Source organism: Litoreibacter meonggei (genome assembly GCF_003663885.1).
Lineage (GTDB): Bacteria > Pseudomonadota > Alphaproteobacteria > Rhodobacterales > Rhodobacteraceae > Litoreibacter > Litoreibacter meonggei.
This window is the reverse complement of the sequence record NZ_RCCE01000001.1, coordinates 543,857-559,450: the sequence shown is the minus strand read 5'-3', so window position 1 is coordinate 559,450 and position 15,594 is coordinate 543,857. Positions and strand designations below refer to the sequence as shown.

15 protein-coding genes are annotated in these 15,594 nt (G+C 59.2%); 8 read left to right on the top strand and 7 right to left on the bottom strand.

Annotated elements, in window-relative coordinates; translation table 11 throughout:
* Window positions 1–10 precede the first annotated feature (10 nt).
* Window positions 11–1,435, top strand: a complete 1,425-nt coding sequence (locus BCF46_RS02725) for an NAD(P)(+) transhydrogenase (Re/Si-specific) subunit beta (protein ID WP_121021460.1) — start codon at window positions 11–13, stop codon at window positions 1,433–1,435.
* Between the two features lie 102 nt (window positions 1,436–1,537).
* On the opposite strand, the gene BCF46_RS02720 is transcribed toward BCF46_RS02725, so the two are convergent.
* Window positions 1,538–1,840, bottom strand: a complete 303-nt coding sequence (locus BCF46_RS02720; protein WP_121021458.1) for a hypothetical protein — start codon at window positions 1,838–1,840, stop codon at window positions 1,538–1,540.
* 324 nt (window positions 1,841–2,164) lie between these two features.
* On the opposite strand from BCF46_RS02720, the gene yghU reads away from it, so the two are divergent.
* The 6 genes from yghU to BCF46_RS02690 all read left to right on the top strand — a co-directional run bounded on the left by yghU (window position 2,165) and on the right by BCF46_RS02690 (window position 8,763).
* On the top strand, window positions 2,165–3,022 hold the full coding sequence (gene yghU, locus BCF46_RS02715; RefSeq protein WP_121021456.1) for a glutathione-dependent disulfide-bond oxidoreductase: 858 nt from the start codon (window positions 2,165–2,167) through the stop codon (window positions 3,020–3,022).
* Between the two features lie 244 nt (window positions 3,023–3,266).
* Window positions 3,267–4,445, top strand: coding sequence for a type III PLP-dependent enzyme (locus BCF46_RS02710; protein ID WP_425454403.1), 1,179 nt, complete (start codon window positions 3,267–3,269; stop codon window positions 4,443–4,445).
* 166 nt (window positions 4,446–4,611) lie between these two features.
* Window positions 4,612–5,892: a DUF3422 family protein gene (locus BCF46_RS02705; RefSeq protein WP_121021452.1), complete on the top strand. Its 1,281-nt coding sequence runs from the start codon at window positions 4,612–4,614 to the stop codon at window positions 5,890–5,892.
* A 105-nt stretch (window positions 5,893–5,997) separates the two neighbouring features.
* A complete protein-coding gene (locus BCF46_RS02700) occupies window positions 5,998–6,282 on the top strand; it encodes a hypothetical protein (protein WP_121021450.1) in 285 nt (94 codons plus the stop codon).
* A gap of 119 nt (window positions 6,283–6,401) precedes the next feature.
* The gene (gene argE, locus BCF46_RS02695) at window positions 6,402–7,553 is read left to right on the top strand and encodes an acetylornithine deacetylase (protein ID WP_121021448.1); all 1,152 of its coding nucleotides are present in this window, start codon (window positions 6,402–6,404) and stop codon (window positions 7,551–7,553) included.
* A 49-nt stretch (window positions 7,554–7,602) separates the two neighbouring features.
* Window positions 7,603–8,763, top strand: coding sequence for a M20 aminoacylase family protein (locus tag BCF46_RS02690; protein ID WP_121021446.1), 1,161 nt, complete (start codon window positions 7,603–7,605; stop codon window positions 8,761–8,763).
* On the opposite strand, the gene BCF46_RS02685 is transcribed toward BCF46_RS02690, so the two are convergent.
* The 3 genes from BCF46_RS02685 to moaA form a co-directional block, all read right to left on the bottom strand.
* A complete protein-coding gene (locus BCF46_RS02685; protein WP_121021444.1) occupies window positions 8,752–9,024 on the bottom strand; it encodes a hypothetical protein in 273 nt (90 codons plus the stop codon). The two genes, BCF46_RS02690 and BCF46_RS02685, sit on opposite strands and share 12 nt — an antisense overlap.
* Window positions 9,025–9,173: 149 nt before the next feature.
* Window positions 9,174–9,935: a sulfite exporter TauE/SafE family protein gene (locus BCF46_RS02680; RefSeq protein WP_121021442.1), complete on the bottom strand. Its 762-nt coding sequence runs from the start codon at window positions 9,933–9,935 to the stop codon at window positions 9,174–9,176.
* 146 nt (window positions 9,936–10,081) lie between these two features.
* Window positions 10,082–11,086, bottom strand: coding sequence for a GTP 3',8-cyclase MoaA (gene moaA, locus BCF46_RS02675; protein WP_121022255.1), 1,005 nt, complete (start codon window positions 11,084–11,086; stop codon window positions 10,082–10,084).
* A gap of 85 nt (window positions 11,087–11,171) precedes the next feature.
* On the opposite strand from moaA, the gene BCF46_RS02670 reads away from it, so the two are divergent.
* Window positions 11,172–11,678 (top strand): hypothetical protein, encoded by a 507-nt coding sequence (locus BCF46_RS02670; protein WP_121021440.1) that lies wholly within the window; start codon window positions 11,172–11,174, stop codon window positions 11,676–11,678.
* On the opposite strand, the gene BCF46_RS02665 is transcribed toward BCF46_RS02670, so the two are convergent.
* Genes BCF46_RS02665 through glmU form a run of 3 tightly spaced genes read right to left on the bottom strand, consistent with a single transcriptional unit; the run spans window position 11,675 to window position 15,537 of the window.
* On the bottom strand, window positions 11,675–12,361 hold the full coding sequence (locus BCF46_RS02665; protein WP_121021438.1) for a DNA alkylation repair protein: 687 nt from the start codon (window positions 12,359–12,361) through the stop codon (window positions 11,675–11,677). The two genes, BCF46_RS02670 and BCF46_RS02665, sit on opposite strands and share 4 nt — an antisense overlap.
* Window positions 12,358–14,181, bottom strand: a complete 1,824-nt coding sequence (gene glmS, locus BCF46_RS02660) for a glutamine--fructose-6-phosphate transaminase (isomerizing) (protein WP_121021436.1) — start codon at window positions 14,179–14,181, stop codon at window positions 12,358–12,360. The genes BCF46_RS02665 and glmS overlap by 4 nt, the downstream gene beginning before the upstream one ends.
* The gene (gene glmU / locus BCF46_RS02655; protein WP_121021433.1) at window positions 14,182–15,537 is read right to left on the bottom strand and encodes a bifunctional UDP-N-acetylglucosamine diphosphorylase/glucosamine-1-phosphate N-acetyltransferase GlmU; all 1,356 of its coding nucleotides are present in this window, start codon (window positions 15,535–15,537) and stop codon (window positions 14,182–14,184) included.
* Window positions 15,538–15,594 lie beyond the last annotated feature (57 nt).

The window sequence follows — 15,594 nt, the reverse complement described above, 5'->3', positions numbered from 1 at the left end:
GGTAGAGATCATGGAATTCGGATTTACCACCGCGGCTTACGTAGTTGCCGCAGTACTTTTCATCCTTTCGCTAGGCGGCTTGTCGGGGCAAGAAAGCGCTAAACGCGCTGTTTGGTACGGCATTGCCGGCATGGCTTTGGCCGTGGCGGCGACGATCATCGGGCCGGGCTCCGGCTATTGGCTGTTGTCGCTGATCCTGATCGCGGGCGGCGGGGCCATTGGCTACCAGCTGGCGACCAAGGTTCAGATGACACAAATGCCAGAGCTTGTCGCAGCGATGCACTCGCTCGTTGGTCTGGCCGCTGTGTTTGTGGGCTTGATTGCCCATATCCAGATCGGAAATGTAGCGACCGCCGACCCCGAGACATTCGGCACCTTTGCCAAGCTCATTGCCAAGAAATCGGGCGTTGAGATTTCGATCCTGCGGGTCGAGCTGTTCTTGGGCATCTTCATCGGTGCCGTGACCTTCACCGGCTCCGTCATTGCCTATGGCAAACTGGCGGGCAAAGTGGACTCGGCGGCGAAAAAGCTGCCCGGCGGCCATATGCTGAACGCAAGCGCGGCGGCACTCTCGCTGATCTGTCTGGTCTGGTACTTCAACACAGGCGGCTTCTTCCCGCTGTTCTTGATGACCTTGGCGGCGCTGTTCATCGGCTATCACCTGATCATGGGCATCGGCGGCGCGGACATGCCTGTCGTTGTGTCGATGCTGAACAGCTATTCCGGCTGGGCCGCGGCGGCGATCGGCTTCTCGCTTGGCAACGATCTGCTGATCGTGGTCGGCGCGTTGGTCGGATCAAGCGGTGCGATCCTGTCCTACATCATGTGTAAGGCGATGAACCGGTCCTTCGTGTCGGTTATCTTGGGTGGCTTCGGCGGCGCGGCTGGCCCGCAGATGGCGGTTGAAGGCGAACAGGTTGCGATTGATGCGGACGGTGTTGCGACGGCTTTGAATGAAGCTGACAGCGTCATCATTATCCCGGGCTACGGCATGGCCGTGGCGCAGGCGCAGTCCTCGGTGGCTGAACTCGTCCGCAAGCTGCGTGCCAAGGGCAAGAACGTGCGCTTCGCCATTCACCCCGTTGCAGGGCGTTTGCCGGGTCACATGAACGTGCTGCTAGCGGAGGCCAAGGTGCCTTACGACATCGTCATGGAGATGGACGAGATCAATGACGACTTCCCCAGCACGGACGTCGCTATCGTCATCGGCTCCAATGACATCGTGAACCCTGCGGCTCAGGACGATCCGAACTCGCCCATCGCTGGCATGCCAGTGCTGGAATGTTGGAAAGCCAAGCAGGTGTTTGTGTCCAAGCGGGGGCAAGGCACGGGGTATTCGGGTATCGAGAACCCGCTGTTCTTCAAGGACAACACGCGGATGTTCTACGGGGATGCGAAGGCATCGCTGGACACCTTGCTACCCAAGATTGATTGAGTGTGCGGCGGGGTGTACCCGCCCTACGCATGAAAACGGGCGCTCCGAGGGGAGCGCCCGTTTTTTGTTTCGGGGACCGGCGATGGCCGGCCCACGTATTACTTAGTTGGAAGCAGCGGCCTCAGCGGGGCTGTTCATCGGTGCGGTCTTGCGCAGGGCGATTAGCTCCGCCATGCGGGACTCTTCGTCCATTTCGAAGAACACTTTGCGCTCAGCCGCGCTCATGTTGCCCAATGCAAACTTAATCTCCGCGGCTTCGACGTCACCGGTGGATGTTTCCTCGACCATACGATCGGCAGCAGAATTATTTGACAACGCCAGATACTCTTCGACGTTGATATCCGCGGCGAATGCCGGTGCAGAAAGTGTCAGCGCGAGTGCGGTCGTTGTGATGAACTTGGTCATGTTGTGTCTCCTAGTAGTCAGTTCCTATGCGTCAGGACGTGTTCCGGACGCTGTATGAAGAGACAACGGATGCCTTTGTTGGAAAGTTCCGAGAAACTTTAGGAACTTCCACTGCCGCGTGCTAACTGCCTACCCAAAGCTCAATGAAGAATGTGAGCATGATTGCATTTTTAAATTTATTATTATCAGATGGTTAGCTAGCTATGGGTTTCACCTTCTCGCCGCCCTGTCATTGCCCACCATAACGTCTGAAAGTTTTTCGGTTTGCACCTTCCGCCGCGAGGGGCTTTGGTGTGCGTAAGCGAGACAAGGAAGGAAAATCACATGACTGAAGAGTATATCCCGCCCACGGTTTGGACATGGGAGAACGAGTCTGGGGGCACCTTCGCCTCGATCAATCGACCCATTGCGGGGCCGACCCATGACAAGGATTTGCCCGTCGGCAAACATCCCTTGCAGCTCTATAGCCTCGCCACGCCCAACGGGCAGAAGGTCACTATCATGCTGGAGGAACTGCTGGAGTTGGGACATTCCGGCGCCGAATACGACGCTTGGTTAATCAAGATCGGGGACGGGGATCAATTCTCCAGCGGCTTCGTAGACGTAAACCCGAATTCCAAGATCCCCGCGATGTTTGACACTACCACTCTGACGCGCGTGTTCGAAAGCGGCTCAATCCTGTTCTATCTGGCCGAAAAGTTCGGGGAGTTCCTGCCCACGGAGCCTGCCGCCCGCGCGGAATGCATGAACTGGCTGTTCTGGCTGCAAGGGTCTGCGCCGTATCTGGGCGGGGGCTTCGGCCATTTCTACGCCTATGCGCCAACCAAGCAGGAATACCCGATCAACCGTTTCGCGATGGAGGCCAAGCGCCAGTTGGACGTGCTGAATCAGCATCTGGAAGAAAACGAGTATCTGGCAGGGGACACCTATACCATCGCCGATATGGTCACATGGCCGTGGTATGGTCGCATGGTGACCGGCGAGGCGTACGACGCAGGAGAGTTCCTGAGCGTGCATGAATACGATCACGTCATCCGCTGGGAACAACAGATCGCGGCGCGTCCGGCTGTGCAGCGGGGCCAGATGGTCAACCGCACATCCGGCCCGTTGGAAGGCCAGTTGCACGAACGTCATGACGCGTCAGACTTCGACACCAAAACGCAGGACAAGCTGGAAAGCTGATCCGCAGGATACTGAAGCAAAAATGCCCTGCCATGGCGGCGGGGCATTTTTTTTACCGCCACGCAATTTTCCGTATTGCAACGACTCACGTTTGGCCCGATACGGCCAGAATAGACGCCAACGCACGCGCCTCTGGCCTGTAGCAGTCAACGCAACACGTGTTTACGTAGCGACGGTAACGTCTCCCCTTGGAAGTGAGCGGTCTCGCACGGGTAATCCCCGTTATGGCCGGGTCTAACTGGAGATGACCATGACTGTACAATTCTCGGACGCGCAGGCGTCCGCTCAACCTGTTGTCCGTAACCGTCTGGATGCCTTTGTTGCATCGCACGAGTTTGACCGCCCAACACTGGTCGTCGACACCGCTCTGGTTGCACAGCAATACCGCGCATTGAAAGCGGGCCTTGGCCGCGCCGACATCCACTACGCCGTCAAAGCAAACCCAGAACGCAAAGTCATCGAGACCCTCGTGAACCTCGGGTCCCACTTTGACGCAGCATCGCGCGGCGAAGTTGAATTGTGCCTGAGCCTTGGTGCTGATCCTGCTGACATCTCGTTTGGCAACACTGTCAAACGCGCCTCCGACATCGCCTTCGCGCACGCCGCTGGTATCACGCTGTTTGCTGCGGACGCCGAAGAAGAGCTGGAAAAGATCGCAGAGCACGCCCCCGGCGCACAGGTATATATCCGCCTGATCGTTGAAGTCAGCCAAGCCGATTGGCCGCTGTCGCGCAAGTTCGGTTGTGACCGTGATACCGCGCTGCGCCTTCTGGACTACGCCAAAGAGCTGGGTCTGAACCCTGTTGGTTTCTCGTTCCATGTCGGCTCGCAAACTCGCAAGGCTGAGATGTGGGCACCGACTTTGGACGCGCTGGCCCTGATCTGGCACGACGCCCGTGATGCTGGCCACGACCTGAGCCTGTTGAACATCGGTGGCGGTTTCCCTGCGTTCTATGGCGAGGCTATCGAGGCCCCGACCGCATACGCGGCTGCTGTCATGGCGCAAGTGACCTCGCGTTTTGGCAATGTCGCCCGCATCATGGCAGAGCCGGGTCGCGGTATGGTGGCCGAAGCTGGCGTTATCGTCGCCGAAGTCATGCTGGTGTCGCGTAAGTCGGACCGTGACATGCACCGCTGGGTCTATCTCGACATTGGCCGCTTCTCCGGTCTGGCCGAAACCGAAGGCGAAGCCATCCGCTACCAGTTCGAGACCCCGCGCGACGGCGAAGAGTGTGGCCCTTGCGTCATGGCTGGCCCAAGCTGCGACAGTGCGGATGTGCTGTATGAAAAGCGACCGATGCAGTTGCCGCTGTCTCTGAAAGCGGGCGACCGCGTGCTGATCCGCAACACAGGCGCGTATACATCCGCCTATTCGTCTATTGGTTTCAATGGGTTCCCGCCCCTCGCGGTCGTAACCATTTAGGCCAATTCCGCGCTCCGGAGTGGGGAGGCTCCGGGGCGCGACAATTTCCGATAGGTGGAACTGTATGCCGTTGCACACCGCTAAACCTATGATTTTGATGAAAAATTTGTTTTCATGAGCGCCGTGTGGCTCTATGCCTAGGTGAAATTCACTTACGGTTGACCGCATGACCCCGATAGAAGACCACCCGCTGCGCTACACTTTGGCCAACGAGCTGCACGCGCGTCCTTTCCCGTCGCTGGAGGCGCCCTGCGGGGCGATCTACCTCGCCATCAAGCGTCCCGAGGACGCCGCCGAGCGCGACCGCGACGCGGACCGTGCGCATCTGACCCAATTGCTCGACCGCTATGGCGCACCGCATCCGCAACCCGGTGCGACCCATTGGTTCGGGGAGGTGGGCAAATTCAAGCTCAAATGGGAGCAGCATACCGAATTCGTCACCTACACGATGTTCATGCCTACGCTTGAAGACCGTCCGTTCGACCCAAAAGCGTTCGAGACGTTTCCCGCCGACTGGCTGGCAAACGCACCGGGCGTGCGCATCACATCGGCCTTGATCCGTGTTGAGGCCGATCCCGGTGCCGACGAAATCGTCACGCGTGTTGAAGATTGGTTTGTGCCTGAAAGCGTTGCGGTCAGCACCGTTCTGGATGGCGCTGCGACCGTCGCAGGCGATTTTCGCATTGATGCTGCGGGTCATATGCGGCTGGCCATTTTCGTGGCCGACATCACGGGCGAGCGCCGCATTGGTCGCATTGTCCAGCGTCTATGCGAGATCGAGACTTACAAAAGCATGTCGATGCTGGGCCTAGCGCGCGTGCGGGACATGGGGCCGCGTTTGGGCGAGTTGGACACAATTTTGTCTGGCCTGATGAGCGCCATGACCAAAGGCGATACTGGGGCAGAGGACACGTTGAGGGAGCTTCTCGCGACCTCCGCCGAGTTGGAAAGCCTGCTGGCGCAATCGTCCTTCCGGTTTGGGGCAACGGGGGCCTACGAGGCGATCGTGAACCAACGCATCGAGGTCTTGCGCGAAGAACGCTTCAATGGCCGTCAAACCTTCGCCGAGTTTATGATGCGCCGGTTTGATCCGGCGATGCGCACGGTGAAAGCCTCTGAGCGGCGTTTGCAAAACATGGCCGAACGCGCCACGCGGGCAGGGGACTTGCTGCGCACGCAGGTGGATGTGGAACGCTCGTCGCAAAACCAGAAACTGCTGGAAAGCATGGACAAGCGCGCCGATTTACAGCTGCGCCTGCAAAAGACGGTGGAAGGATTGTCCGTGGTGGCGATCAGCTACTACGCGGTCAATCTGGTGCTCTATATGGCGCAGCCCGCCGCTTACGCCCTGGGGTTGTCCAAATTGCTGCTTGCAGCGGGTGTGACGCCGCTTGTCGTTCTCGCGGTGTGGTGGATGGTGCGCCGCATACGAGAGAAGATGGGGTAGGCGTTACGTCAACATGCACTAAATGTTGACTTCATTGCCTAAAAAATGATCACTTCCCTCAACCCACAGGCAAAGACCAGTGGGACAACAGAGCGAGGGATCCTTATGGAAGCACTTATTTCACAACTGATCGGTGGTGCCGTTGGCGGCATGGCCGGCGGGAAGATCAATTCTGGCGGCAGCATGGGCAACATTGGCAATCTTGTTGCCGGCGCTGTTGGCGGTGTTGGGGGCGGCTCGCTGCTGGGCGGCCTCTTGGGCGCGGCTGGCGGTGATGCGGCAGGCGGCATGGACATCGGCGCGATCGCAGGCAACCTTGTCGGTGGTGGCGTCGGCGGCATGGTCGTTCAGATGGTTGTTGGCATGATCATGAAGAAGATGAAGGGCTAAACCTTTCTATTCTGATTAGACTGAAAAGGCCCGGTGCGCATCGTAACCGGGCCTTGACGCGCGATCCTGCGAGGCTCAACCTCTCGACTTGGACTCCAATTTGCAAAGGTCACTCCGTCATGGATGCGCGCGCCATTCTCGATAAGCTGGTGTCATTTCAAACCGTCAGCACTGTCAGCAATCTGGACCTTGTGAATTGGGTCGAAGATTATCTGAAGGGCCACGGCGTCTCGCCCACCCTCGTTTATAACGATGAGGGAACCAAAGCCTCGCTCTATGCAAATGTCGGCCCTGAGGTGGAGGGCGGTGTCGTGCTGTCTGGCCATACCGATGTCGTTCCGGTCGAGGGGCAGGCTTGGGACACGGACCCGTTCACTGTGACCGAGAAAGACGGCAGGCTCTATGGCCGCGGCACCTGTGACATGAAGGGGTTTGATGCGCTGGCTTTGGCCGCTGTTCCGCTGGCGCTGAAGCGCGGGATAAAGCGGCCCCTGCAAATCGCTCTGAGTTATGATGAAGAGGTGGGTTGCCTTGGCGCGCCACCGATGATCGCCGAGATGCGCAAGCACTTGCCCGCGGCGAGCGCTGTTGTGGTGGGTGAACCGTCGATGATGAAGGCCGTGTCTGGACATAAAGGCAGCTATGGTTGGTGGGTGCATGTGCACGGGTTCGAGGTCCATTCGTCATTGCTCCATACCGGGGTCAACGCGATAATGTATGGCGTGAAGTTGATCGAATGGGCCAATCAGGTGAATGACGCGAACATGGCCGCGACGCCATCGCCATTGGCGGCGCAGTTTGATCCGCCGTTTACCACCGCCCATACTGGTAAAATCTGGGGTGGCACCGCGCATAACATCACGGCAAAGGATTGCGAATTCGGTATCGACTTCCGTTTGGTCCCCGGTGAGGATATCAACGCCTATCGTGAGGCAATGCTTGCCCGCGTCGCAGAGGTCGAAGCCCTCATGCAAGACGTGGTGCCTGAGACGCGCATCGAGATTACACCACGCTTCCATGTCCCGCCCTTACAGCCGGAGAATGAGGGAGAGGCGGAACGTCTGGTGCGTCAGCTTACGGGTGATAATGCCTCCCATGTGGTCAGCTACGGCACCGAGGCGGGCCAATTTCAGGAAAAAGACTACTCTGCCATCATCTGTGGGCCGGGCGACATAGCTCAGGCGCATCAGCCCAATGAATTTCTCGAAATATCACAGTTCGAAGCGGGACAGGTGTTTATGGAAAAACTGGTGGACCATCTCGCCGAATGACGCATCGTTGATATATCAGATAGATCAACCATCCCGAAAAGGACTGCCTATGCCTGTGAAGAACCGCTTTGCCGAACTCTTGCCGGAAATTACCGAATGGCGTCGGGATATTCATCAAAACCCCGAAATCCTGTTCGAGACGCACCGCACCTCGGCTCTTGTGGCCGAGAAGTTGCGTGCGTTCGGGTGCGACGAGGTGGTCGAGGGCATTGGACGCACCGGTGTTGTTGGCGTCATAAAAGGTAAGTCGGATAAGTCGGGCAAGACCATTGGGCTGCGTGCCGATATGGACGCGCTACCGATCCTTGAGGCAACGGGGTTGGACTATGCCTCCAAGACCCCTGGCGCCATGCATGCCTGCGGACATGACGGTCACACGGCAATGTTGCTCGGGGCGGCTAAATACTTGTCCGAGACGCGCAATTTTGACGGCACTGTCGTGGTGATTTTCCAACCCGCAGAAGAAGGCGGCGGTGGCGGTCGTGAGATGTGTGAAGACGGAATGATGGACCGCTGGTCGATTGACGAGGTGTACGGCATGCACAACTGGCCCGGTAACCCTGTGGGAAGCTTTGCGATCCGCCCCGGCGCGTTTTTCGCGGCGACCGACACCTTCACTATCGCGGTCAAGGGGCGCGGTGGACACGCGGCCAAGCCGCACGAGACAATTGATACCACTGTTATGGCATCACATTTGGTGCTGGCATTGCAAACGATAGCGTCACGCAACGCGGACCCTGTGGGGCAGATTGTTGTGTCCGTCACCAGCTTCGAGACCGAAAGCAAGGCGTTCAACGTGATCCCCGAGACAGTGACGCTCAAAGGTACCGTGCGTACCCTGTCGCCAGAAATGCGCGACATGGCCGCTGCTCGCTTGAAGGAGATCGCGGGAGGGATTGCGGCCACATTCGGCGGCGCAATTGATGTTGATTATATGAAAGGCTACCCCGTCATGGTGAACCATGGCGAGCAGGCAGAGTTCGCAGCGTCCGTTGCTGCTAAAGTGTCCGGCGGTTGCGACGAAGCCCCGTTGATCATGGGAGGCGAGGACTTTGCTTTCATGCTGGAAGAACGCCCTGGTGCCTATATCCTTGTCGGCAACGGCGACACCGCGAGCGTTCACCACCCGGAATACAATTTTAATGATGAGGCAATTCCGGCAGGGTGCAGCTGGTGGGCAGAAATTGTGGAGCAGCGCTTAGCGGGTTGATGGCACCAAAGCGGGGCCTACCCCGACCTGGTCCTTAGAGGTCAAAACAATTAGTGGGCGTCGCCACGCCCGATAGGCCTGATACCCGTTGATACATCCGAGCAGCAGGTTGAACAGCAAAATAGGCATCAATTGCAGCGCGAAACCGTAGGCTATGAAAAATAGATTGGATGTGAAAAGCGCGACACGTAACCAACGAATATCGTTAGTCGATGCGGATAAGAGAACGAATCCGTAAGCAAGAAAACCAAGGCTGTCCATCAGACAGAACTCCAAAAAAACATGATCTGAGGCACTGAAATAAAGCTGTGCCTGATCCTTGCTTAGAGGAGGAAATATCGCCTGAATATACGCGCGGGGCCGTATTCACGGTCCCCACACGGTTTTCTCACGCTTGGTGAGTGTTGGCGCTAACCGCCGATGAAAACGCGGTAGAAAAACACGGCGCTCATCACGAAGCCGACGGTTGCGACAATGGCGCGAACGACAGACATTGGCAGCGCTTTGGAAATTGGCGCACCCGCGTAGCCCCCCGCAGTGGAGGCGACCATCATCATCAGGCCTGCTTGCCACTCGATAATCCCTGCACCCGCGAAGATTGCGACCGAGATCACAGATAGAATAAAACTCATCGCGGTTTTCAGTCCGTTCATCTGGTGGATATTCGTCATCCCCCACAGCGAGAACAGCGCCAGCAGGATGATCCCGAGCCCGCCGTTGAAATATCCGCCATAGGTCGACACCGCGAACATGCCGACAAAGCCGAACGGTGTGACCGATTGCGACCGCTTGGCCGCCCACGCACGGATGCGCGCGCCGAACAGGAAGACCAGCGTGGCCAGCAACAGCAAGAACGGCACAAGGGCCGAGAACGCGCGGTCCGACGAGATAAGCAGCAGGAATGATCCAACTGCGCCCCCGAGCAGCCCGATCCCGATCAGACGGATCAGCTGCTTGCGGTCAAACTCCATAACTTCTTTGCGAAAGCCCAACGCACCACCCAGATAGCCGGGCAACACGGCCACGGTCGAGGTTGCATTGGCCACCACTGGCGGGATGCCGACAAAGACGAGGGCAGGGAAGGTCAGGAATGTGCCGCCACCCGCAATGGTGTTCAGAACGCCAGCGCCGAAGGCGGCGGAGAGGAGCAGCAGAATTTCGAAAAGGGTCATGGCGGTCCGAGGTTCTTGGAATGTGTGCTTCATCCAGTGCCACAAGACGACGGCGCTGACCAGCGGGCTTAATTACGCACCACAACGGCGAGTGTACCCGATTGAAGCTTCAGTATAACTGCCAGAGGTAAATACCGTGCCAGTTATTAGCCACCCGTATGGCTCATATGCCTTGTCATCTGGCCGCCAAGCTCTTGGCGGGAGTAGTCGAAATCGTGGCCCTTGGGCTTCAGGCCGATGGCGGCGCGAATGGCCTCTTCCAGCGGCACGTCGCTTTCGGAGGACCGCAAAGGTCCGCGCAGGTCGGATTTCCCTTCTTGGCCAAGACAGGTGTAAATCTCGCCCGTGCAGGTGATCCGCACGCGGTTGCAGCTTTCGCAGAAATTGTGCGACAGCGGCGTGATCAGGCCAATCTTTTGGCCCGTTTCCTCCAGCCGCATGTAGCGGGCAGGGCCGCCCGTGCGATCCGACAGGTCGGTCAGAGTGAACTGTTCGGCCAATGTCGCGCGCAAATCGTCAAGCGACCAAAATTGACCGATCCGGTTTTCGTCGCCGATATCACCCATAGGCATCACTTCGATGAAGGTCAGGTCCATCCCCAGATCGGCGCACCACGCGGCCAGATCGAACAGCTCGTCCTCGTTGAAGCCTTTCAGCGCCACGGCGTTGATCTTGACCCGCAAGCCCGCTTTCAATGCGGCTTCTACACCGCGCAAGACTTGGGGCAGGCGGCCCCAGCGGGTGATTTCGGCGAATTTTTTCTCGTCCAGTGTATCAAGCGAGATGTTCACCCGACGGACACCAGCCGCATACAGGTCAGCCGCGTATTTTTCCAGCTGGGAGCCATTGGTGGTCAGCGTCAGCTCTTTCAAAGTGCCGCTTTCCAGATGTCGCCCCATGCCTTCGAAAAAGCTCATGATGCCGCGCCGCACCAGCGGCTCCCCGCCGGTAATGCGCAGCTTTTCAACGCCGAGACCAATAAATGCGGTGCACAGGCGGTCCAGTTCTTCCAGAGTCAGCAATTCTTTCTTCGGCAAAAACTGCATGTTCTCGGACATGCAATAGACGCAGCGAAAGTCGCAACGGTCCGTGACGGACAGGCGCAGATAGGTGATGGCACGCTGGAACGGATCGACGAGAGGAGTTTTCATGCGCCCAAGGTAGTCCCCGACGCGCCTCGCGACAACCCAACTTAGGTCGTTGATGAACGGTTTCGGAGCGGCTAACCTTTTTGGCATGAAACACCATATCCTCTCCGCAGCCCTTGTCGTGACGCTTTCCGCATGCGGGGGGCAGTTTTCAAACCCGTTTGAAGGGCTGGGCGCTCAGTCCGAACCCCCGATCGACGAGCCGTTAAACGATGTCGACGGCACCGATCTACCAACATCGGCGGAACCATCGGTGGTCGAAGTCGGGGCAGGTGGTCAAAGCGCCGCGTCGCTGGACAAAACCACCGAAGCCGAGAAGGAAGCCGCCACTGCCGCACCTGCGGGCGGTTCCGTTCTTGGCAAGACCGTGGCCAGCTTGGGCGACCCGACGGAGCAGGGTTTCTGGCTACGTACGCCATTGGTCAGCGCCGAAACGCAAGGCTCGGTCGAGACAGCAGGCGGCGCGGTGGTTCAGGTCAAACTGATCCCGATTGATGGTCCTGCCACTGCGGGCAGCCGCATCTCACTTGCAGCCATGCGGGCGCTGGATTTGGGACTTACCGATCTGGCGACGTTGACCGTTTCTAAAAGCTAGCTCTGACGCTTGATCATCTGGGCCGCTTCGCGACGGGCGGAGCGGGTCATCCGCTCGCCATGCTCCTCCAGAAACGCTTGCACCCGTGGCACATCGAACCGCGACAGGTCCCGCAGCCACCACGCCACGGCGCGTTGGATCAGCGGGTCATGGTCTTCGGCATAAAGCGCGGCCCAGCCCAGAACACGGTCGCGAACGGCCTCGTCCTCCAGTTTGGAGCGGCTTTGTTTGGTCCATGGCTGGGTGAAATCCATCACCGCGCGGCGCGTCCACACATGCTCGGATGCCGTCCACGCGTCCATCTGGCCCAGCCTTGAGGTATCCCAAACCACGCGTTTGGCTCCGGCATTGGCAACTTGGTCGGCGATGGCGGCACAATCCACATCCGGCAGCCAAGACACGATCAAGTCCCAAGCGGGCCCGTCGTCAGGGCGCAACCTTGCCTGTGTCAGCAGCTTCGCCGCACAAATGCGCGCCTCGTGAATGTTGCTGTCCCACAGGGCTGCGGCAAGGATTAGGCGGGCGGCAAGATCGTCGCCGCGCCAGTCTTTCGCCAGTGTATCCAGCGTCGGGGTCGGGATGCCCAGATACCGACGCTCCACCCCGTGATGGGCGGCGAGGTCGCGGGCCTTGCTCTCATCGGCAAGGCTTTCGAGATGGGCGAGTGCGGCGTCAGGGCTCATTCTACTGTCACCGATTTTGCGAGATTGCGGGGCTGGTCCACATCGGTGCCTTTGGCAACGGCGGTGTGGTAAGCCAGAAGTTGCGCCGGAACCGCATACAAGATGGGCGCGAGGAAGGGGCTGATGCCGGGCATCACCACAGTCTCCCAAACGCCGTCGCTGGCTTCTTTCGCGCCTTCGGCGTCGGTGATCAGCACGACCTTTCCGCCGCGCGCCATGACTTCCTGCATGTTGGATACGGTCTTGTCGAACAGCTCGTCCGTCGGGGCCATCACCACGACCGGTACGTTCTTGTCAATCAGCGCGATGGGGCCGTGTTTCAATTCGCCTGATGCATAACCTTCGGCGTGTATATAGCTGATTTCTTTCAATTTTAACGCGCCTTCAAGGGCCAGTGGATACATCGGGCCGCGCCCCAAAAACAGCACGTCCTGTGCCGAGGCGATCTTCCGCGCCACGCGCTTGATGGATTTCTCCAGCGCAAGGGATTGGTTCAAAATGCCCGGAAGCAGGTTCAGGTCCGCCATATGCGCGGCCAAGGCTGCATCGTCCAGATGACCGCGTTGATGACCTGCCTTCGACGCCAGCGCCGCCAGCGCCAGAAGCTGGCAGGTAAACGCTTTGGTGGAGGCCACCCCAACCTCGACTCCCGCCATGATCGGCAACGCCAGATCGCTTTCCCGGGCGATGGAGCTTTCGGGGACGTTCACCACCGACAGGATCATCGCGGCGCGGTCCTTGGCGTAGCGCAGGGCGGCCAAGGTATCTGCCGTCTCGCCGGATTGGGACACAAACAACGCGTAGGACTTGTCCGAGATCACCGGCTTGCGGTAGCGGAATTCAGACGCGATATCGACGTCGACGGGCAGGCCCGCGATCTGCTCGAACCAGTATTTCGCCACCTGACACGCAAGGTTTGCCGTGCCGCAGGCCACCATGGTGATGCGGTCGCATTTGGTGAAATCCAGCGTGCCGTTGGGCAGCTCGATGCCTTTGCCGTCCGCGGTGCTATACGCCTTCAGCGCATCCGCCAGCACGATGGGCTGCTCGGCGATTTCCTTGGCCATGAAGTGTTTGTGGCCGGCTTTCTCGATCCGCGCTTCGTCAATTGCCAGCGTCTTCGCCGCGCGGTTCGTCAGCTTGCCGTTCGCATCGTAGATTTCGAGGCTGGTGCGGGTGAGCACCGCGCGGTCGCCCTCTTCCAGATAGGTCACGCGGTTGGTCATCGGGGCCAGCGCAATGGCGTCTGATCCGACATACATCTCGCCGTCGCCATGGCCGATCGCAAGGGGGGAGCCTTTGCGCGCCGCGATCATCAAATCTTCTTCACCATGGAACAGGAAGCACAGCGCAAATGCGCCATCCAGCATTGCGATGGTTTGCTCGGCGGCGTCGCGCGGGGCAAGGCCTTGCTCCAGAAACCGGCGCGCCAGCAGTACCACTGTTTCCGTATCCGTCTCCGTCTCGCTGACATAGCCGTCCGCTGCAAGTTCGGCGCGTAACTCTTTGAAATTCTCGATAATTCCGTTGTGCACAACTGCAACCGGACCCGATTGATGCGGGTGGGCATTCACCACGGATGGCGCGCCATGGGTGGCCCAGCGCGTGTGGCCGATGCCGGATTTCCCTGCGAGCGGTTCGTGGACCAGAAGGTCCGACAGGTTCACAAGTTTGCCCACGGCGCGGCGGCGGTCCAACTCGCCGTTATTGACGGTCGCGATCCCTGCGCTGTCATAGCCGCGATATTCGAGACGCTTCAGCGCTTCGACTATGATCGGTGCAACTTCATGAGTTCCGAGAACTCCAACGATTCCACACATTTAAGCGTCCTTCTTCATCTTTTCGGCGCGCAGCATTTGCATCAGCTTTCGGGCAAGCCCCGCCTTGTTGGTCTGCCGGACCCGCGACAGGGCAAGGTCGCCATCAGGCACATCCTCGGTCACCACGGTGCCAGAGCCTGTCATGGCGTCCGCACCTACGTCTACAGGGGCGATCAGCAAAGTATTCGAGCCGATGAACGCCCCCGCGCCGATCGTCGTGCGGTGCTTGAACACGCCGTCATAATTGCAGGTGATCGTGCCTGCGCCGACATTCGCGCCAGCCCCAACATGGGCGTCGCCCACATAGGACAGGTGGTTGACCTTCGCGCCCTCGGCCAGCGTGGCGTTCTTGATCTCGACGAAGTTGCCGACTTTGGCACCTTCCTCCAGCTCCGCACCGGGGCGCAGGCGGGCGAAGGGGCCAACGACCGCACCTTGCGAAACGTGGCAGCCCTCCAGATGGCAGAACGCCTTGATCTCGGCACCGGATTCGACGGTGACGTCTGGGCCAAACACCACATTCGGGCCGATCACCGCATCGCGGCCAAGCACCGTGTCATAGGCGAAATAGGTGGTTTCGGGCTGGGCGAGGGAGACGCCGTTCTCCAGCGCGTCCGCCCGCATCCGCGCCTGAAACGCGGTTTCGGCGGCGGCCAGCTCGGCGCGGGTATTGATCCCCAAGGTTTCCGCCTCGTCGCAGGTCACTGCGGCGGCGCTCATGCCGCCAGCACGGGCGAGGCCGACGATGTCGGTCAGGTAGTATTCGCCGCTGGCATTGTCGTTGCCAACGCGTGAAATGAGATCAAAGACAGTCCGCGCATCGCACATAATAACGCCTGAATTACAAAGCGTTACAGCAAGTTCTTCAAGGCTGGCATCCTTGGCCTCAACGATTTTTTCCAGCGTGTCGCCCTTGGTGATCAACCGGCCATACCGGCCGGGATCAGCGGCATCGAACCCCAGTACGACCACATCCGCGGTGGCGCGGGCTTCGGCCATCCGCTCCAGCGTATCGCCAGAGACGAAGGGCGTATCGCCATACAAGACCACCACGTCGCCTTCGAAATCGCCCAAGACGTCACGGGCTTGGTCCACTGCGTGCGCGGTGCCGTTTTGCTCGGTCTGGCGGGCGAAGGTGAGTTGGTCGTCATGCTTTGCCAGCACTTTTTCGACCTGATCCGCGCCGTGGCCTGTGACAACCACGGTTTTCTCCGGCTCTAGCACCGACGCCGCGCGCAGGGCGTGGATGGCCAGCGGGGCCGCGCCGATCTGGTGCAAAACCTTTGGTAGGTCGGAATTCATGCGGCTGCCTTGTCCGGCGGCCAATAGGATTAATGCGACTGGTTTACTGCTCACGCGTGAGGCCTTTCCCGGTTGCCCGGCCTTTCCTTCTTGGTGGCCCCGTTCTATCCG